This is a genomic window from Amycolatopsis jejuensis, assembly GCF_000717335.1.
Taxonomy (GTDB): domain Bacteria; phylum Actinomycetota; class Actinomycetes; order Mycobacteriales; family Pseudonocardiaceae; genus Amycolatopsis; species Amycolatopsis jejuensis.
Window position 1 is genome coordinate 1 of record NZ_JNYZ01000041.1, and the last position, 19,237, is coordinate 19,237.

General features: G+C 68.9%; 16 protein-coding genes. 5 read left to right on the forward strand and 11 right to left on the reverse strand.

Translation table 11 applies throughout. The features are described from left to right. Positions 1 to 401 precede the first annotated feature (401 nt). The 3 genes from OO71_RS39765 to OO71_RS39775 are packed head-to-tail and all read right to left on the reverse strand — an operon-like array spanning position 402 to position 3,413. The gene (locus OO71_RS39765; protein WP_033295228.1) at positions 402 to 1,310 is read right to left on the reverse strand and encodes a glycine betaine ABC transporter substrate-binding protein; all 909 of its coding nucleotides are present in this window, start codon (positions 1,308 to 1,310) and stop codon (positions 402 to 404) included. Between the two features lie 26 nt (positions 1,311 to 1,336). Then, complete coding sequence (locus OO71_RS39770; protein WP_033295229.1) at positions 1,337 to 2,227, reverse strand: ABC transporter permease; 891 nt, start codon at positions 2,225 to 2,227, stop codon at positions 1,337 to 1,339. Continuing rightward, positions 2,220 to 3,413, reverse strand: a complete 1,194-nt coding sequence (locus tag OO71_RS39775) for a quaternary amine ABC transporter ATP-binding protein (RefSeq protein ID WP_033295230.1) — start codon at positions 3,411 to 3,413, stop codon at positions 2,220 to 2,222. Before OO71_RS39775 ends, OO71_RS39770 begins: the two co-directional genes overlap by 8 nt. Before the next feature lie 132 nt (positions 3,414 to 3,545). On the opposite strand from OO71_RS39775, the gene OO71_RS39780 reads away from it, so the two are divergent. Next, a complete protein-coding gene (locus OO71_RS39780) occupies positions 3,546 to 3,683 on the forward strand; it encodes a hypothetical protein (protein ID WP_156096793.1) in 138 nt (45 codons plus the stop codon). 262 nt (positions 3,684 to 3,945) lie between these two features. Here the strand turns inward: OO71_RS39780 and OO71_RS39785 are convergent, their stop codons facing one another. The 3 genes from OO71_RS39785 to OO71_RS39795 all read right to left on the reverse strand — a co-directional run bounded on the left by OO71_RS39785 (position 3,946) and on the right by OO71_RS39795 (position 6,807). Continuing rightward, positions 3,946 to 4,821 carry a cyclase family protein gene (locus OO71_RS39785; protein WP_033295232.1) on the reverse strand — a complete coding sequence of 292 codons (876 nt, stop codon included), beginning with the start codon at positions 4,819 to 4,821 and terminating at the stop codon, positions 3,946 to 3,948. Positions 4,822 to 5,087: 266 nt separating this feature from the next. Beyond that, a complete protein-coding gene (locus OO71_RS39790; protein ID WP_033295233.1) occupies positions 5,088 to 5,696 on the reverse strand; it encodes an HU family DNA-binding protein in 609 nt (202 codons plus the stop codon). A gap of 409 nt (positions 5,697 to 6,105) precedes the next feature. Beyond that, complete coding sequence (locus OO71_RS39795) at positions 6,106 to 6,807, reverse strand: IclR family transcriptional regulator (protein ID WP_051792855.1); 702 nt, start codon at positions 6,805 to 6,807, stop codon at positions 6,106 to 6,108. 141 nt (positions 6,808 to 6,948) lie between these two features. Between OO71_RS39795 and leuC the strand changes: the two genes are divergently transcribed. The 3 genes from leuC to OO71_RS39810 all read left to right on the forward strand — a co-directional run bounded on the left by leuC (position 6,949) and on the right by OO71_RS39810 (position 9,883). Next, positions 6,949 to 8,373 carry a 3-isopropylmalate dehydratase large subunit gene (gene leuC / locus OO71_RS39800; protein ID WP_033295235.1) on the forward strand — a complete coding sequence of 475 codons (1,425 nt, stop codon included), beginning with the start codon at positions 6,949 to 6,951 and terminating at the stop codon, positions 8,371 to 8,373. Between the two features lie 32 nt (positions 8,374 to 8,405). Then, positions 8,406 to 9,008, forward strand: coding sequence for a 3-isopropylmalate dehydratase small subunit (leuD, locus tag OO71_RS39805; protein WP_033295236.1), 603 nt, complete (start codon positions 8,406 to 8,408; stop codon positions 9,006 to 9,008). Positions 9,009 to 9,250: 242 nt separating this feature from the next. Continuing rightward, positions 9,251 to 9,883, forward strand: a complete 633-nt coding sequence (locus OO71_RS39810) for an HU family DNA-binding protein (RefSeq protein WP_033295237.1) — start codon at positions 9,251 to 9,253, stop codon at positions 9,881 to 9,883. 603 nt (positions 9,884 to 10,486) lie between these two features. Here OO71_RS39810 and OO71_RS39815 read toward each other — a convergent pair. Together OO71_RS39815 and OO71_RS39820 are read right to left on the reverse strand one after the other, a co-directional pair. Then, on the reverse strand, positions 10,487 to 11,860 hold the full coding sequence (locus OO71_RS39815; RefSeq protein ID WP_033295238.1) for a UDP-N-acetylmuramoyl-tripeptide--D-alanyl-D-alanine ligase: 1,374 nt from the start codon (positions 11,858 to 11,860) through the stop codon (positions 10,487 to 10,489). Then, positions 11,857 to 12,813, reverse strand: coding sequence for a D-alanine--D-alanine ligase family protein (locus OO71_RS39820; RefSeq protein ID WP_033295239.1), 957 nt, complete (start codon positions 12,811 to 12,813; stop codon positions 11,857 to 11,859). Before OO71_RS39820 ends, OO71_RS39815 begins: the two co-directional genes overlap by 4 nt. A gap of 205 nt (positions 12,814 to 13,018) precedes the next feature. Here OO71_RS39820 and OO71_RS39825 point away from each other — a divergent pair, with 205 nt between their 5' ends. After that, the gene (locus OO71_RS39825; RefSeq protein WP_033295240.1) at positions 13,019 to 13,717 is read left to right on the forward strand and encodes an aspartate/glutamate racemase family protein; all 699 of its coding nucleotides are present in this window, start codon (positions 13,019 to 13,021) and stop codon (positions 13,715 to 13,717) included. 6 nt (positions 13,718 to 13,723) lie between these two features. Here OO71_RS39825 and OO71_RS39830 read toward each other — a convergent pair whose 3' ends face one another. From OO71_RS39830 to OO71_RS39840, 3 genes are all read right to left on the reverse strand, one after another. Further along, positions 13,724 to 15,730 (reverse strand): ATP-binding protein, encoded by a 2,007-nt coding sequence (locus tag OO71_RS39830; protein ID WP_051792857.1) that lies wholly within the window; start codon positions 15,728 to 15,730, stop codon positions 13,724 to 13,726. 144 nt (positions 15,731 to 15,874) lie between these two features. After that, positions 15,875 to 16,822: an NUDIX hydrolase gene (locus tag OO71_RS39835; protein WP_033295241.1), complete on the reverse strand. Its 948-nt coding sequence runs from the start codon at positions 16,820 to 16,822 to the stop codon at positions 15,875 to 15,877. After that, positions 16,819 to 19,221 carry an RNA degradosome polyphosphate kinase gene (locus tag OO71_RS39840; protein WP_211260812.1) on the reverse strand — a complete coding sequence of 801 codons (2,403 nt, stop codon included), beginning with the start codon at positions 19,219 to 19,221 and terminating at the stop codon, positions 16,819 to 16,821. Before OO71_RS39840 ends, OO71_RS39835 begins: the two co-directional genes overlap by 4 nt. Positions 19,222 to 19,237: the final 16 nt, after the last annotated feature.

Genomic DNA, 19,237 nt, shown 5'->3' on the forward strand with positions numbered 1-19,237 from the left:
GACGGCATACGAGATCATGCCTAGTCTCGTGGGCTCGGAGATGTGTATAAGAGACAGGGCTGAGGAAAGGGCGACGGGGAAGGACGGGCGGAAAGAGCGAAGGGGAGGGGCAGAGGAGGGCAGAGTGGAAAGGGCGACGGGAAAGAGCGGGCCAGGGCGAGGGGTCGTGAGGGGAGTGAGGCCGGACGAGTGGAGGCTGAGGTTTGTAGCCGGAACGGATCGGGCCGTGGGAGGGAGTGGAACCGAACCAGCGGAGGCAAAGGTTTGCAGCCGGGTCGGATCGGGCCGCGGGGAAGGCACCGAACCACCATCCAGCACCCGGAGACGGAGACGGAACCGGGAAGACGAAAACGGCCCCGCACCCCCAAGCCAAAGGGGATGCGGGACCGCCCGCAGAAAGGTCAGATACCCGCGAAAGCCTGGTCCACGAACTGCTTGTGCTGGTCCGCCCACTGCTTTGCCGCGGCCTTTTCCTGGCCTTTCGGGGCCTTCTGGATCGCGTCCTCCAGTGAGCCGAGGTCCTCGTCCGTCATCTTCAGTTTCTTCGACACCCCCGCCAGTGCCGGGAAGTCCTTCTCGAAGCCCTTGCGGCCGATGGCGTGCAGTTGTTCGCCCTTGCCCATGGCGCCCTTCGGGTCCTGCAGGTCCTTCAGCTGGTACCTCGAGTATGCCCAGTGCGGGTGCCACAGCGTGACCACGATCGGCTTCTTCGCCTTGATCGAGCTGTCCAAAGCGGCGAGCATGGCGGTGGTCGAGGAGCTCTGCAGGGTCATCGTGCCGTTCAGGTCGTACTGGGGGATCGCGTTCTTCTCCACGATGCCCGTTTCGCCTGCGCTGGCTTCGATTCCGGTGATCTTGCCGCCGAACATGCTCGCCTTCGCCTTGAGGTCGGCGATGCTGTTGACGTCGCTCACGTAATCCGGTACGGCCAGGTTCAGGGTTGCGTTGTCGTACCACACGCCCAGATCCTCGATCTGGTCCTTGTACTGGTCCCAGTACTGCTTGTGCGTTGCCGGGAGCCAGGAGTCGAGGAACAGGTCGACGTCGCCCTTTGCCAGGCCTGCGTAGATCGGGCCGACGTCGAGCAGCTGTGTCTTGACCTGGTATCCCTTCTCCTCCAGTACTGCCTGGTACAGGTTGGTCAGCGCGACGTCCTCGTCCCAGTTGATGTAGCCGATGGTGACGCTCTTCGCCCCCTGGCTGCCCCCGGACTGGGCCTCCCGCCCGCCGCACGCTGCGGTGAGGCCGATCAGGGCCGTCACGGCGGCGCCTACGGCGAAGATCCGGGTGAAGCGTTTCGTGATGCGCACTCGTTCGTCCTTTCTGGGTAGGGAGGTCAGGCGGCGGCAGTCCGGCGCAGTGCGCGGCCGACTGCCGAACGGGCCCCGAGCGACGAGGTGAGCCGGTCGAGGTAGATCGCCAGTACCACCACGCCGAGGCCGGCGTTGAAGCCAAGGTCCAGCTTGAGACTCGTGACCGCGGCGTACACCTCGGCGCCGAGCCCGGGCGCGCCGACCATGCCCGAGATCACGACCATGGACAGCGACAGCATGATGATCTGGTTGATGCCCGCCATGATCGACGGCATCGCGAGCGGGATCTGGATCTCGGTCAGGATCCGCCGCGGCGGCGAGCCGAACGCTTCGCCCGCCTCGACCATTTCCGGGTCGACCTGGCGGATGCCGAGCTCGGTGAGCCGTACGCCCGGCGGCAGCGAGAACACCACGGTCGCCACCACGCCCGGCACCGGGCCGATCGAGAAGAAGAAAATGACCGGGATCAGGTACACGAACGCGGGCAGGGTCTGCATGAAGTCCAGTACCGGCTTGACGATCCGGCTCACCGCTTCGCTGCGCGCGGCCGCGATCCCGGTCGGCACCGCGATCACCACCGCCACCACCCCGGCCACGAGCACCTGCGACAACGTCTGCATCGCGGACGGGAACTCGCCGAGACTGTCCATCAGCGCGAACCCGATCGCCGACCCGAGCCCGAACTTCCAGCCGCGCAACCACCAGCCGAGCAGTGCGAAAACCAGCGCGAGGGCCAGCGACGGCGGCCAGGTCAGCGCCGAGGCCAAACCGGTGACCGCGCCGTTCACGACCTTGTCGACGAAATCGAAGAACGGGCCGATGTTGCCCTGCAGCCAGTCGACGATCGCCTTGAACCAGCTGCCGACCGGGATCTGGGGCAAATGCCAGTCCACGGCGAGGACGCTCTCAGGCATGTGCGTCCACCTCCTGTCCCACGCTCAGTGCATTCAGCAGCGCTTCCCGCGTGACCATGCCGAGCAATGCGCCGTCGCCGTCGACCACCGCGAGCGGCGCGGGCGCGGACGCGGCGTGCCCGAACAGGTCTGCCACCTGGGTTTCCGGACCGGTCTGCGCGGCCGACCGGTCGACGACGTCCGCGATCGAACCGGCGTCGCCGTCCGCGGCTTTCGCTACCGCCGCGCGGGTGACAGCTCCGGCGAACCGGCCGTTGTCGGTCACCAGGACCCCGGAGAGTTCGTTCCGGCGCATCGTTTCGAGCGCTTCGGCAGGCGAAGTGGCCAGGGTGAACGAGATTTCCGCGGGCGCCATGACCGCGGACGCGGTGAGCACGCGCGTGCGGTCGACGTCGCGGACGAACCTCGTCACGTACTCGTCCGCCGGCGCGGTCAGCATTTCCTGCGCCGTCGCGACCTGGACGATCCGGCCGTCGCGCATCATCGCGATCCGGTCGCCGAGCCGCATGGCCTCGTTGAGGTCGTGGGTGATGAAGACGATCGTCTTGCCGAGCCGCCGCTGCAGGTTCAGCAGCTGGTCCTGCATCTCCTTGCGGATCAACGGGTCCAGCGCGCTGAACGCCTCGTCCATCAGCAGGATCTCGGTGTCCGCGGCCAAGGCGCGGGCCAGCCCGACGCGCTGGCGCATCCCGCCGGACAGCTCACCCGGCAGCCGGTCCTCCCAGCCGGTGAGGCCGACCATCTCGAGCGCTTCGGCGGTGCGCTCCCGCTGCCGGTCCCGCGGAGCGTTCTGCACACTCAGGCCGTACGCGACGTTCTCCGCGACCGTGCGGTGCGGGAACAGCGCGAAGTGCTGGAATACCATGCTCATCCGCCGTTGCCGCAGCTCGCGCACCTGTGCGGCGGACATCGCGGTGAGGTCCATGTCGTCCACCAGCACGCGTCCCGCGGTGGCCGGCAGCAGGCCGTTGAGCATGCGCAGCAAGGTCGATTTGCCGGAGCCGGACAGGCCCATCACGACGAAGATCTCGCCGCGCTCCACGGTGAACGAGGCATCGATCACCGCCGCGGTGACGCCCGGAAGGTCCACCTCGGCGCGGTCGGCGCCGTCCTCCAGCCTTCGTACCGCTTCCGGTGCCCGGCGGCCGAACACCTTGTACAGCTTGTCCACACGAACTATCGGCACTGTCTTCCCAAGTTCTCGAGCGGGGTCCTTGCCGGGCGACATGATTGCATATACCAACACTTAGCGGTGCTGATTGCGCCACCCTTTTACCGCCGGAGCTCGGTTTTCGTGGCCTGGCACCCACTTTTCCCGGTGCCTCGGACGGTGCCGCCGGACCTGCCTGCGGTACCCGGGAAAACCGGGTGTGCGCTGGCGAAACCGGCCGATTTCCGGCGGTTCGCCCGTACCTGTGGCACCCGGCCGCCGGACGCGGTGGTCACGTTCGCATAACAACCCGGAAGTCCGTTGTGGACAGTGCGCGGCCCGCGTGACGGCCGCCACCCCGCAGGCACCCACTGTGCCGGACCGGGCACCACGGGGCAACCGGCTTGCCCGGCGGATCCTTGTGAAGCCTTGACGCGAGGATCCGCCGGGAAGTGCCTGTCCCGGGCGATCCGCCGGACGCCGGAGAAGGAAGTCCCTCCACCTCGGCGGGAAATGCCGGTGTTCCTCGGGATTTCCATGCTCCGGCCAGCCTAGGGTCGGGCGGGTGTCAGAAGATCGCCTGCGGGTTCACCGGCACCCCGGTGAGGCGGTGGATCCGCGGCGGGGCCACGGACAGCAGGAACGAATACCGGCCCAGTTCCGCGCACACGGCAGCGAGCTCGCCGACGGCTGCGGCGTCGATCAACGGCATCCCGAGCAGCGGCAGGGCGATCAGGTGCAGCGGTCCGGGGTGGTCCGGTTCGATCGGCGGCTGCGGGTCGCCGCGGTCGCCCGCGTACAGTGAAACCCCGCGCTCGTGCATCCACCGCACCGCATCCAGTGTGACCCCGGGCGAAGGGCGCGCCGGATCGGACGTCATCGGCCAGCCGAGGCGCAGGACGAGCGCGTCGCCGGATTCGACGCGGGTGCCAAAACGCTCTTCCGCCGCTTCGAAATCCGCGGACGTGACCGCGTATCCCGGCGCGAGCGGACCGTCCGCGGCGAGGTCGAGCAGCACCCCGCGGGTGAGGATCCCGGCGGCGAACGCGGTGGTCGACCCGTGCCCGGCGCCCGCTGCCGTCACGCTTTCGGCCGCCGGGCGGCCCGGGTACACCTTCCCCTCGCGGCCGATGTGGCACAACGCGTCCAGATGCGTGGCGAGCGGATGGTGGCTGGTGATGGTGAGGAGGTCGGCGGCGGCGTCCGGGAGACCGGTGTACGTCATCACTTGCTGCACCGGTGAGTACGGCCCGTCGGCGCGCGCGAACGGGCCGCTGAGCACCGGTGTCGGATCGATCGGCAGGGCCAGGGAAACGACCCGGCCGAGCCGTACCTCGCCGGCCGCGCGGGCGCGGACCTCTTCGGTGATCAGGTTGAGGGTGCCGAGTTCGTCGTCGGTACCCCATCGTCCCCAGTTGCTCGGCAGTGCGCCGGTGTCGGGCATCGTGCTCCGTTCGGTCGATCGGCTGGTCCCTCGATGGTGGCAGGTACCCGGAGCACGCTGCAGGGGGCCGATCGGCCGGGTGCGCGGGGGAAGGTGTTGTGCCGCACGGGGAAACGGCGGGACCCGCAAGCGTCCGGGGACAGCGCGGTTCTTCCCGATCGTGCCGCAACCGGGGACAAAACGGGAAGCCCCGGACAAGCAACAGGCCCCGCCCGGGGAGAAGCCGGGCGGGGCCTGTCGGTGATGCTTTCCGGAAAATCCGGACGTTACTTCTTCTTCGCGGCCGAGGTGCGCTTGGCCGGTGCCTTCTTTGCGGTCGCCGTGGTCTTCTTGGCGGCCGGCTTGGCAGCGGCCTTCGCGCGGGTGGTGGTGGCCTTGGCCGCAGTGGCCTTGGCGGGAGCCTTGGCGCGGGTGGTGGTGGCCTTCGCGGCGGTGGCCTTGGCGGGAGCCTTGGCCGCGGTGGCGCGGGTCCGCGTGGCAGCCGGCTTGGCTGCGGTGCGGGTGCTGCGGGTGGCCGTGGTCGCCGTGGCACGCGTGGCGGTGGCCCGCGTGGTGGTGGCGGTCGCCCGCTTGACAGCGGTGGCCTTCGGCAGCTTCTTGGAGCCGGAGATCACGTCCTTGAACGTGGTGCCGGCCCGGAATGCGGGCACGTTGGTCTTCTTGACCCGCACGGCTTCACCGGTGCGCGGGTTGCGCGCAGTGCGGGCGGCACGAGCGCGCTTCTCGAAAACACCGAAGCCGGTGATGGTGACCTTTTCGCCCTTGTGGACGGTGCGGATGATGATGTCGACGAGACCGTCGACGGCTTCCGCGGCTGCCTTCTTGTCGCCGATACGCTCCGACAGAGCTTCGATCAGCTGGGCCTTGTTGGCCATTCCAGTTCCTCCAACCAGAACTTGTCTTATACGGCCAATACAGGCCGAACGAGGCCATTATCACCTATGAGCTCGGCAAGTCCAATCGGGACCTGCCTTTTTTCGTTGGAGAGCCCTGATCGCGCGACCCCGGCCGAAGCCGTCCGGGCCGGATTCTTTCACTGGCCGGAAGACTCGCGAGAGTGCTTGCGGCACCGGCATTGTCGCATGTAGACACCCCGTGTACTGGGGTTTTGTCCCGGGTGCGGCTTCGCGTGATGGTTCGCGGACGGCCCTTCCGGCGACCACGGAAGCGTCGCGACGGTCTACTGAGGACGATCGAAAACCGTACTGAAAAGGCCGCCCCCCCACCGGCGTGGCGGGAGGCGGCCCGAGGCGTTTCGCGGTGGGAGCAGTGGGGTCAGGTGGGTCAGAGACGTTCCTGAAGGGCGTCCGCGGCGGCGAGGAGGTCGGCCGCCCAGCGCGCACCGGGCTTGCGGCCGATGCGCTCGATCGGACCGGACACCGACACCGCGGCCACGACCGCACCGGAGGAATCGCGCACGGGTGCCGAAACGCTCGCGACCCCCGGCTCCCGTTCGGCGACGCTCTGCGCCCATCCGCGGCGGCGCACCTCGAGCAGTGTGCGCTCGCCGTACACCGCGTCGGCGAGGATCGTGCGCTGCGTGTGCGGATCCGACCAGGCGGCAAGGACCTTCGCGCCCGAGCCCGCGGTCATCGGCAGCCGCGAACCGATCGGAACCGTGTCGCGCAGCCCGCTCGGCGGCTCGGCGGTGGAAACGCACACGCGCTGCACGCCGTCGCGACGGTAGAGCTGCACGCTTTCGCCGGTGATGTCGCGAAGTTTCGGCAGCACCGAACTCGCCGCGTCGAGCAACGGGTCGGTCGATCCGCCCGCGAGTTCCGCCAGTGCCGTACCCGGCCGCCAGCGCCCGTCCGGCCCGCGCCGCAACAGGCGATGCACCTCGAGCCCGACCGCGAGCCGGTGCGCCGTCGCTCGCGGCAGGCCGGTACGCGTGCAGAGTTCCGCGAGCCCGCACGGGTCCTCGGCGACCGCCTGCAGTACGGCCACGGCTTTGTCCAGTACTCCGATACCGCTATGCTGTCCCACGACGCGATACTATCTTCCCGCACTGTGGGAAGTCCAGATTCTGGGAAAAACGAACCCGGGCTGCGCCACGGGCGTGGCTCGCCCCGCCTCGGACGTACCCGAGTTCCGTGCTCCCGGCCGATCCCCTGGAAGGAGCCGGAGATGACCAGCCCGACCGGCAAAGCCCGTACGCTGGCGGAGAAGGTGTGGGACAGCCACCTGGTGCGCCGAGGCGAAGGCGCCGAACCGGATCTGCTCTACATCGACCTCCACCTCGTGCACGAAGTCACCAGCCCGCAAGCCTTCGACGGCCTGCGGCTGGCCGGGCGGCAGGTGCGCCGCCCCGACCTCACCATCGCCACCGAGGACCACAACGTCCCCACCGTCGACATCGACCTGCCCATCGCGGACCCGGTGTCCCGCACGCAGGTGGACACCCTTCGCCGCAACTGCAAGGAGTTCGGCGTCCGGCTGCATCCGATGGGCGATGCCGAACAGGGCATCGTGCACGTGATCGGACCGCAGCTCGGCCTGACCCAGCCGGGAACCACCGTGGTGTGCGGTGACAGTCACACTTCCACCCACGGCGCGTTCGGTGCGATGGCGTTCGGCATCGGCACTTCGGAGGTCGAGCACGTGCTCGCCACCCAGACGCTGCCGTTGCGCCCGTTCAAGACGATGGCGATCAACGTCGACGGCGCGCTGCAGCCGGGCGTCACCGCGAAGGACGTGATCCTTGCGGTGATCGCCAAGATCGGCACCGGCGGCGGGCAGGGGTACGTCCTGGAGTACCGCGGCAAGGCGATCGAAGCCCTGTCCATGGAAGCCCGGATGACCATCTGCAACATGTCGATCGAGGCGGGCGCGCGCGCCGGGATGATCGCGCCGGACGAAACGACGTTCGAGTACCTCAAGGGCCGTCCGCACGCGCCGAAGGGCGCGGACTGGGACGCCGCGGTCGCCGACTGGCGCGAGCTTCGTACCGACGAGGGCGCGAAGTTCGACGAAGAAGTGCACCTCGATGCAGACCGGCTGACGCCGTTCGTGACGTGGGGCACGAACCCGGGACAGGGCCTGCCGCTGGGTGATTCGGTGCCGGACCCGGCCGCGATCGCGGACGAGAACGAGCGCTTCGCCGCCGAGAAGGCGCTGACGTACATGGATCTGGCGCCGGGTACGCCGCTGCGCGAGATCGCGGTGGACACGGTGTTCCTCGGCTCGTGCACGAACGGCCGGATCGAGGATCTGCGTGCCGCGGCGGAGGTGCTGCGCGGGCGCAAGGTGGCCGATTCGGTGCGGATGCTCGTGGTGCCCGGTTCGATGCGGGTGCGCAAGTCCGCCGAAGAGGAAGGGCTGGACAAGGTCTTCACCGCGGCCGGCGCCGAATGGCGGCAGGCGGGATGCTCGATGTGCCTCGGCATGAACCCGGACCAGCTCGCCCCCGGCGAGCGCAGCGCGTCCACGTCCAACCGCAACTTCGAAGGACGGCAGGGCAAGGGCGGGCGCACGCATCTGGTGTCGCCGCTCGTCGCCGCCGCCACGGCCGTGCGGGGGACGCTCTCGTCCCCGGCCGACCTTCCCGCCTGACCCCGCCGCCCGATCGGAGAGGAGCTCCCACCATGGAACCGTTCACCCAGCACACCGGCATCGGGGTGCCGCTGCGCAGGTCCAACGTGGACACTGACCAGATCATCCCCGCCGTCTACCTGAAGCGCGTCACCCGCACCGGATTCGAGGACGGGCTGTTCGCGGCCTGGCGCGGACAGGACGACTTCATCCTCAACCAGGAGCCGTTCTCCCGCGGCTCGGTCCTCGTCGCGGGCCCGGACTTCGGCACCGGCTCGTCCCGCGAGCATGCCGTGTGGGCATTGATGGACTACGGCTTCCGCGCCGTGATCTCCTCGCGGTTCGCCGACATCTTCCGCGGCAACTCCGGCAAGGGCGGTCTCGTGGCCGCGCAGTGCGATCAGCAGGACGTCGAACTGCTGTGGAAGCTGCTGGAGAACGAGCCCGGCACCGAGGTGACCGTCGACCTCCAGGACAAGACAGTGCGGGCCAAGGACTTCACCGCGCCCTTCGAGATCGACGACTACGTCCGCTGGCGGCTGCTCGAAGGACTCGACGACATCGCGCTCACCTTGCGCCACGCGGGGGACATCGGCGAGTTCGAGTCCGCCCGCCCTTCGTGGAAGCCGCTGACGCTGCCCGCGATCCCCTCCTGACCGGCAGCGGCGGGGTACGGATTCCCTGCTCGGAAAGGGAATCCGGACCCGCCGCGCCCCCTCTTCATCCACGCCGGACGGCACCTTTCGAAGGCCCGGAAAGGGTCCCTCGGGAGGCGGAACTGTTCCCTTCGCCGGGTCCATTTCCGCGTGCCGTTTGGAATTTGTGCTGCATTGGTAATACCGTATGCATCAGTCGGCCGACGTGGCCGTGGACGAAGAGTTCTTCTTGGAGGACTGGAATGGCCAACAAGGCCCAGCTGATCGAGGCGCTGTCGGAGCGTCTGGGCGACAAAAAAGTTGCTTCGGAGGCCGTCGACGGTCTCGTCGACATCATCATCCGGACGGTCAACAAGGGCGAGAAGGTGAACATCACCGGATTCGGGGTGTTCGAAAAGCGCGCCAGGGCCGCCCGTACCGCGCGCAACCCGCGTACCGGTGAAGCCGTCCGCGTGAAGAAGACGAACGTGCCGGCCTTCCGCGCGGGCACCACCTTCAAGGACGTGATCTCCGGAACGAAGAAGCTGCCGAAGGCGGCGGCGGTCAAGCGGGCCACCGGCACCGCAACGCGGACGACCACCACGCGCGCTGCGGCATCGCGTCCGGCTGCCACCCGCAGCACGACCACGCGCACCCGCGCCACCGCGGCAAAGGCTCCGGCCAAGGCCACGGCAACCCGGGCGGCCAAGGCGGCGCCGAAGACCACCACGCGCGCCAAGGCAACCGCGGCAAAGGCGGCCCCGAAGGCCACCACCACCCGCGCGAAGGCAGCCGCGAAGCCGGCCGCGAAGCGCACCACTGCGGCAGCGAAGAAGACGTCGGCTGCGGCCAAGAAGGCCCCGGCGAAGCGCGCTTCGGCGGCGAAGAAGAAGTAACGTCGATTCGACTGCTTCACGGCAGGGCCCCGACCCCGTTACCGGGTCGGGGCCCTGCCGCGTTTCGGCTCGGGTGGTGGGCTTGATCCGCCGATCGGGCGGGATTTCGGGGTGGTCAGGGAACGGGGGAGAGGCGTTGGTGGGCAAGCTTGGTGGGGTGGGGGTTTCGGGCTGGCCGGGGAGCCGTGGGGGAAGCGTTGCCGGGCGAGGGTTGGTGTGCATGAGTGCCGCAAAGCCGCGGGAGAGGCGTTGACAGGCAAGCGTTGGCGGGGCTCAAACGGCACGAGAGCGCCGTTGGCCGGACAAAGGAACAGGGCAGCAGGGAAGCGCCCCGGAGCCACTGCGGCAGTTTGCGAGCCACCCCAGCACCCCGCGAGGGATACCCGGGCGAAACCGCAAAACAGCTGGCCGGAATGCTTACCCGGGCATTGCCGAAGCCGGGTAATCCGCGCGTACCAAAGCGGTGTCGGCACCCGAAAGGCGGCACTCTATAGAATCCCGGACCCGGACAATATCCGCGGCAATACCCATCCGCGCGGGTTGCTTGCGGTAGCTAACCAAAATAGGTGTTCTGCGCCGGAATTCCGGCGCAGAACACCAGTGTCAGGAATTCGCCAGTTCGCGTGCGCAGCCGAAGAGGCTCGAATCGCTCGACGACTTCACGAACACCACGTCTCCCGATGCGATCAGTTCGTTTGCCACCAGCGCAGCCTCGGCCGCGTCCTGTACCGGGTGCACCGCGACCGCCGCGCCGGATGCTCCCCGCGCCATTGCTCGCGGGTCGCCTTCGCCTACGGCGATCAGGATGTCGATGCCCAGTTCGGCCACCAGACGGCCCATTTTCTCGTGCTGCGCCTCCGACGCATCGCCCTGCTGGCCCATTGCACCGAGTACCGCGATGGTGCGGCGGGCTCCGGCCAGCGCGTGGAAGGCGTGCAGCCCCGCGCGCATGGACTCCGGGTTCGCGTTGTACGCGTCATTGATCACAGTGACGCCGTCAGGCCGCTCGGTGATTTCGAAACGACCCGACGAGCGGCGCCTTGCCGCATTGAGCCCGGCGGCGATTTCCTCGGTGGACAGCCCCAGCGTGCCTGCCGCGGCCGCGGCGCCAAGGGCATTGGCCACCTGGTGTTCGCCGATGAGTTCGAGTTCCACCCTGGCCCGGCCGGTCGGCATGACGAGATCGAACGAGGGCCGGACCCGGTCGTCGAGGCGGATGTTCTCGGCTCGTACGCTCGCGTCCGGCGTCCGGCCGTACAGCACGATCTTGCCCTTGGTCCGGTCCGCCATCCCCATGACGTACGGGTCGGCGGCGTTGAGCAACGCGTACCCGTCCGGCGCGAGCGCCTCCACCAGTTCGCCCTTGGCCTCGGCCACATCCGCCAGCCCGCCGCCCATCCGCGACACGTGCGCGGCGCCGACGTTGAGCACCAGGCTCACGTGCGGCGGCGCGATATCGGTCAGGTATGTCAGGTCGCCCTTCCGTCCGGCGCCCATTTCCAGCACCAGGTAACGGGTTCCGGGGCCGGCCTGCAACACCGTGAGCGGCAGCCCGAGCTCGTTGTTGAATGAGCGGTCAGTGGAGATCGTCGGTGCGAACGGTTCGAGGATCTGGGCGAGCAGGTCCTTGGTTGTGGTCTTGCCGACGGAACCCGTCAGCGCGAGGACCGTGCAGTCGAGGTGGGTGAGCACGTGCCGGGCGAGTACGCCGATTGCCGCCTGGACGTCGTCCACCAGTATTGCCGGTGCCGCAACAGGGCGGGAGGCCAGCACGGCCACGGCGCCGCCGGCAACGGCCTTGTCCGCATAGTCATGTCCGTCGACGCGTTCGCCGACCGTTGCGACGAACAGGCCACCGGCCGCCACCTCGCGCGAATCGACGGCCGCCGGTCCGGTCACGACCACCTGCGGGTCCGGGACGTTGTCCAGCCTCGCGTCCAGGACTTCGGCGATCTCGGCCAGTGTCATCGGGATCATGCGGCGCTCCGGGCAAGGGCGAGTTCGATGAGCCGGTCAAGCAGCTGCGGGTACGGAAGGCCGCTCGCCGCCCAGCCCCTGGCGTAGACGGAATGCGAGGTGAAGCCCGGCATCGTGTTGACCTCCAGCACGTACAGCCGGCCCGTCTGCTCCTCGTAGAGGAAATCGACCCGGGACAGGCCATAGCCGCCGATCGCCCGGTACGCCTGCAGCGACAGCTCGCGGACCTCTTCGGCGATCGGATCGGGGATCGGGGCGGGAATCGTGGCGAAGTCGGTGTCGCCGTGGTACTTCGCCTCGTAGTCGAACCACACGCCGTCGACGTTGAGCTCGACGATCGCCGACGCCTCGGCGGTGTCGTAGTCGCCGAGCACACCGCAGGCCAGCTCGCGGGCGGCAATGCCTTGCTCGACCACGATGACCCGGTCGTACCCGAGGGCCAGCTCGACGGCCGCGTCCAGTTCCGCCATGGAGGTGACGCGGGAAATGCCGATGGAGGAGCCGAGGTTGGCCGGTTTGACGAACATCGGCCAGGCGAGCGACTTCACCAGCCCCCAGCGGTCGGTCGTGGTGCGCCAGCCGTGTTCGGTGAACCAGACGTGCGGCGTGACCGGAAGGTCCTCGGCCACGAACGCCCGCCGCATGGCGGCTTTGTCCATCCCCACGGCCGACGCCAGTACGCCACATCCCACGTACGGCAGGCCCAGCGTCTCCAGATGCCCTTGGACGACGCCGCTTTCGCCGTACGGACCGTGCAGCGCGGGGAAGACGACGTCCACCGTGTCGCGGTGCAGGTTCTGCGACCAGGTGCCCTGCCGGTCGATGACGACGAGGACCGGGTCGTACCGGTCCTTGGACAGCTGGTCGAGCACCGCCTGGCCCGATTCGAGCGAAACCTCGTGCTCGGCAGAGGGCCCGCCTGCCAGCACGGCCACGCGCAGGCGTTCAGTCATGATCGTTCAGCCTTTCTTGCCTAAGCCAACCCGGAAGTCGGCGCAGTGTCGGGGATCCGCCCGTCCGGTTGCCAGAGCATTCCCTGCCCACTTTCTGGTCACCTGCCCCACCGGGCGCTCCGCCGCGGCGAATGGACAGTTTTTGGTCTGCGAAATGAGCATGGTCTCGCTCTAGCCTTGCCGGGACGGTGACGAACGGAGTGCCATGCGGACGATCGGGCTGATCGGTGGATTGAGCTGGGAATCGACGGTCATCTATTACCAGGCCGTCAACCAGCGGGTACGCGAGCGGCTCGGCGGCAGCCATTCCGCTGACACGCTGGTGTGGTCCGGGGACTTCCAGCCCGTCGAGGACATGCTCTTCACCGGTAAGTGGGACGAGCTCGGTGAGCTGCTCGCCGGTGCGGGCCAGAAGCTCGAAGGCATGGGCGCCGAGCTGCTGCTCATCTGCAGCAACAGCTGCAGCCGGGTGAACGACGCGCTGGAGCGCGTCGCGAACGTGCCGGTGCTGCACATCGCCGACGCCGTGGGTACCGAGATCAGCGCCCGGGGAATGCGCAAGGTCGGCCTGCTCGGCACCTTGTACACCATGGACCTCGAGGAGTCCTTCTACCCGGAGATGCTGGCGAAGTACGGCGTCGACGTGATCGTCCCGGAGTTAGAGGACCGCGAAGAGGTCCACCAGGTGATCTTCGAGGAGCTCGTGCGCGGGGTGCTGAGCCCTTCGTCCCGGGACGCGTTCGTGCGCACGATCGACAAGCTCGCGGCCGCCGGGGCGGAGGCCGTCATCCTCGGCTGCACCGAAATCGAGCTGCTGATCACCGACAAGGACACCGCGATCCCGTTGCTACCGAGTGCCCGGCTGCACGCGGAGGCCGCGGCCGCGTTCGCACTGGCCGACTGACCGCAGTCAGGCCGACCCGGAAAGCTCGCGGCGCCACAGGTCTTCGCAAAGCCGTTCGATCCCGGTGATCAGGTGTCGCCGGTAGGTGGTGAACGGCAGGCCGAGCCGTTCGGCGGCGGCTTCCTGGGTCGGGGCGCCACGCAGGTAGGTGACGTCGAGCGCGCGATGCAGCTTGCCTGCACGCGGATCCCCGCCCAGGTCGCGGATGCCTTCTTCGAGCACCTCGCGCAGGGCTCTCGCCGGATCCTCCCGCCCGGCCAGCAATCTGCTGCGGGTCAGGGGATTCGCGGCCAATTCCCCGTATCTGGACAGGTGCCGCAACGCTTTCCGGACCGCGTCGGTGAATTCCTCCTGAGACAGCACGGCCAGGGCCGGCTCTTGCGGTACCGGCGTTTCCGGCGCACCGGCGGTCAGCAATCGGTCGAGCCAGGACTGCGCCGGAACGGCCCGCCAGTCGTGGGCGTACAGGACGTACTCGACGTCGCCCTCCCGCGCCGGTTCCCCGAGATCGTGCAGGCCGTAGTACGGATAGCGGCCCCGCAAGGGATCGTCACTGCGGATTGCGACGAACGACCAGGCCAGGCGTTCCGAGCGAAGGAACGAACCCACCGCCCGCCACTGGATCAGGTTCATCACCGGCGACGTGCCGCGATGCCGTTTGCGTACCCAGCTCCGGTAGACCGCGAGGTGTTCGCCGGGCCGCAACGGCGCGGTGGCGTGCGCGGCGGCCCAAGCAGCAGCAGTGACCGGGTCCGCCTGCGCCGCTGCCGCCGAATCCAGGCGCAGCCAGGCGGAGGCCCCGGCGAGTTCGCCGTTCGCCGTGCGCCGGTAGAGGCGAAACGACTGTGGCTGCCGGGCCATCCAGTGGGCGAGACCGGTCACCGAGTCCGCTTCTTCGGTGGCCAGCCGAAGCAGGTCCTCGCTGTCTTCGGGACGGAAGACGTCCTCGTACACCTCGTCCGTACCGCGCCAGACGTGCGGTTTCGGTACCCGGCCTTGATCGCGGTGCAGGTGCAGCAGCGAACCGACGGCGCCGAGCACGTCCGCGTCGTCGGCGGTGCGGATCTGATGGGTCAGGTGGGCCTTGACCTGCCGGTGCAGTTCGGCGTACCCCTGCGGATCGCGCCAGCGCAGGTCGGCTTCCAGTGCCGCGCGGACGACGTCGTGCGGATACACGCCGAACGGGCTCGACTCGACGAACGGCAGCCGCCGCAGCCAGGCGAACAGCTCCGGCACGTCCGCGCCGGGCAGCACTGCCCGCAGAATGTCCTGTGTGGACATATAGGTGTGCGCGCAGACCTCCAGCGCGTGCCGGTGCGCCGGACTGGGCACCTCGCCGACGAGCTGGTCGAGCAGCATGGCGACCATGTCGGGTGGCGGGGCCCAGCGGGAGTCGGGGGCGCTGTCGCCGATCGTGGCGGCGAGCGAAAGGGCGAGCGGGTGTCCACCGGCGAAGGCGAGCAGCGGATCGTGCAGCTCACCGGCGACCCCGCGGGAGTACAGCAGCGCGGCGGCTTCCGCCGGCTCCAGGTCGCGCAGCCCGAGTACCTGCACGAGACCGGCCCATCCCGGATCGGCCTGCCACATCAGGTCCGGGGGAGTCCGCCCGGCCAGTACGACCAGCGCGCCGACCGGCAGCGCCGGCAGGAACCGCTCGCGCAGCCAGCCCTGCAGGCCGTGGATGTGCTCGGCGGCGTCGACGAGCAGCACCGCCCGCTCGTCGGCGACCATCGGACCGGTCTGGACCAGGAAGGCCGCGGGGGACGGGTCGAGCATCCGCCCGTCGAGCATCGTCACGGTGCGCCCGGCGCCGGTGGCCCGCTGGGCGAACTGCCCGAGGAGCGCCGACTTGCCGATGCCGCCCGGACCGTGCACGAACAGCACCCCGCCACTGCCCATCGCCTCGTCGAAAGTGGCGAGCTCCTCCTTCCGCCCGACGAAGGCACGGTGCCTCGCGGCCTGCAGCCGCTCTTCCACTAGCCCCGGATGTGGTCCCTCGGGGGGTATGCCCATGAGCACTGGCTACCACCGGATGGGTGACCCTCACCAGTTACGAGGGACATGAGGGCACTACCTTCGCCCGGTTGCAACGGGAGAAAAGGCACAAAGTCACAGCCCGTGTCGCTCCGAGCAGCACCGGGTAACGCCACCGGGAATTCAGGACACCGACGGGACCGGGGCGGGCAGCGGGCTCGGGTAGTAGTCGGCGCCGACGAGGATCGGGCCGTCCGGGCCGGGGTGGAACGACAGCACCCAGAACGATCCCTTCTTGCTCGGCACCACGCCGTCACGCGCGGCGGGCAGTTCCAGGCCGTCGCGGTCGGCGAGCGCGCTCACCAGGTCCGGGATCACGCCGCCCTGGCTGCTGACCAGCGGCGTGCCGCCCTCGGCCACGATGGCCAGCAACCGGCGGATGCCCAGCAGCGGATCGGGCCAGTACCCCTCTTCCGACAGCAACGGCTCGTGCCGCACCTCGACGCCGAGCGCGTCCGCGATCCCGCCGACCGTCTGCACGCACCGCAGCCGCGGCGCGGAAAACACCCGGTCCGGGCCGAAAAGCGGCAGCAGTTCCCGCAGGGCCGCCGCCTGGCGCTGGCCGGCTTCGGAAAGCGGGCGGAGATCGTCGTCGCCGATCCAGTCCTCGCGTTTGCCCGCTTTGGCATGGCGGACCAGCAACACCGTGGCCGGGGCGGGCGGCAGCGCGCAGAATTCGCGCAGCACCTGCACATCCGCCGGTCGCGTGAGCAGCCGTTCGGCCGCCACCGGGTCGAGCCAGCGAAGTTCGTCGACCTCGTCGTTGGGGACGAAGGCGCCGGAAACGGCTTCGCCGCTGAAGTAGTCGACGCTCTTGCGCAGCAGCCGCCCGTTGTCCTTGGCCGGGACCTGGTACGTCGTCTGCCCGACATAGCGGCCCAGCACCGCGCGGAACCCGGTCTCCTCGGCGATCTCGCGGACCGCGGTGGCCACGATCGTCTCGCCGGGGTCGACTTTTCCCTTCGGCAGGGACCAATCGTCGTAGCGGGGCCGGTGCACGAGAGCGATCTCGATCCCGGCGCCCGCCCGGCGCCACAGCACCGCCCCCGCGGCACGGACGTCCACGCTCATCCGACGGCTCCGTGCAGCTTCGCGAGTTCGACCTGGTGATCGCGCACTTGCGAACCGGCGGCCGGGAACGGCTGCCATTCGCCGGACGCGGTGAGCACCCAGCAGCGCGTGGCCGGGTCGAGCGCCGAATCGAACACGGCGTCCAGCTGCCGCGTGAGCTTCGCATCCTTCACCCGCACCAGTGCCTCGATCCGCCGGTCCAGGTTGCGGTGCATCATGTCCGCGCTGCCGATCCAGTGCGTGCCGCCCGCCCGGAAGTGGAACACGCGCGAATGTTCGAGGAACCGGCCGAGGATCGAGCGGACCCGGATGTTCTCGCTCAGCCCCTCCACGCCCGGCTTCAGCGAGCAGATCCCGCGGACCACCACGTCGACCGGAACCCCGGCCTGCGAAGCGTGGTACAACGCGTCGATCACCTGCTCGTCGACGAGCGAGTTGCACTTGATCCGGATCCCGGCTTCCAGCCCGGCCCGCGCCAGCTCGATCTCCTCGCCGATCGCGCGCACGATGCCGCGGCGGATCCCGTGCGGCGACGTGAGGATCGTGCGGTAGGTGTCCTGGCGCGAGTAGCCGGTGAGGACGTTGAAGAGGTCGGTGACGTCCGCGCCGATGCTCGGATCCGCCGTGAGCAGGCCGAGATCCTCGTACAGCCGCGCGGTTTTGGGGTTGTAGTTGCCGGTGCCGATGTGGCAGTAGCGGCGGATGGTGGACCCCTCCTGCCGCACCACCATCGACACCTTGCAGTGCGTTTTGAGGCCCACCAAGCCGTACACCACATGCACGCCCGCGCGTTCCAGTGTGCGCGCCCAGGTGATGTTGGCCTGTTCGTCGAAGCGCGCCTTGATCTCCACCAGCGCCACGACCTGCTTACCCGCTTCGGCCGCGTCGATCAGCGCATCGACGATCGGCGAATCACCCGACGTGCGATACAGCGTCTGCTTGATCGCGAGCACCTTCGAATCGGCCGCGGCCTGCTCGATGAACCGCTGCACGCTCGTCGAGAACGAATCGTATGGATGGTGCACCAGGACGTCGCCCTCGCGCAGCGTCGCGAACACGCTCTTGGGCGTCTCGCGTTCGCCGAAGGCCGGATGCGTTGCCGGGACGAACGGCCGGTCCTTCAGCTCCTTGCGGTCGACCGCGGAAAGCTGGTGCAGACAGGTCAGATCGAGCAGCCCGGGTACCTCGACGACGTCCGCCGGGTCCACCTCCAGCTCGCGCAGCAGCAGTTCGAGCATGTGCTCGCTCATGTCCTGCGCCACTTCGAGCCGCACCGGCGGGCCGAACCGGCGTTGCGCCAGTTCGCGTTCGAGCGCCTGCAGGAGGTCCTCGTCGCGGTCTTCCTCGACCTCGAAATCGGCGTTGCGGGTGACCCGGAACACGTGGTGCTCGGTCACTTCCATGCCGGTGAACAGTTCGCCCAGATGTGCGGATATGAGCTCCTCGAGCGGAAGGAAAGTGGCCGACCGGCTGGCCCGCTCGGTTTCCACGCGCATCAGCCGCGGCACGTTGCTCGGCACCTTCACCCGCGCGAACCGCTCGGTACCGCCTTGCGGATCCCGCACGGTGACCGCGAGGTTGAGCGACAGCCCCGAGATGTACGGGAACGGGTGCGCCGGGTCCACCGCGAGCGGCGTGAGCACCGGGAAGATCTGCTCGGAGAAGTAACTCGACAGCCGCAGCTGGTCGGCGCCGGCCAGGTCGGCCCAGCCGACGAGCCGGATGTCCTGCTCGGCCAGCTGCGGACGCAGGTGCTCCTCGAACGCGACAGTGTGCCGCTCGACCAGGTCCTGGTTGCGCTTGGCGATGTAGTCCAGCTGTTCGCGCGGGGTGAGCCCGTCCGCGCTGCGCACCGAGAGGCCGGTGTCGTCGCGGCGCTTCAGCCCGGCGACGCGGACCATGTAGAACTCGTCCAAATTGGACGCGAAGATGGCGAGGAACTTGGCGCGCTCGAGCAGCGGCTGCGACTCGTCCTCGGCCAGCGCGAGCACCCGCGCGTTGAAGTCGAGCCAGGACAGCTCACGGTTGAAATAACGGTCGTCCGGCAATGTTTCGACGGCCGTGGGCGCCGAGGTGACGGCAGGCGGCGCCGACGGGACCGCGCGGAACTCCTCGCCGGTTTCCGTGGTGGTGCGGCGTCGCACGGTGGCTGACGGTGGTGGCGGCGAGGCGGCCTTCTTCGCCGACGCCGGAGTGCGCAACGGGCTCGACGCGCGCTTCGCGCCTTCTGTCTTGCTTTTTGTCCTACGGGCCACTGTGCCGTCGGCATTCCCGCGCGCGGTCGTCTTCCCGGCCCCGGTGGTACGCCGGGCCGGGGACGCACCGGTTTCGGACTTTGCCGTACCGGCCCTGCGCCGTCGTGCAGGAGTGCTGCCGTCGTCTGTGCTCACGGAGCCCATTGTTCACTACGAAGCT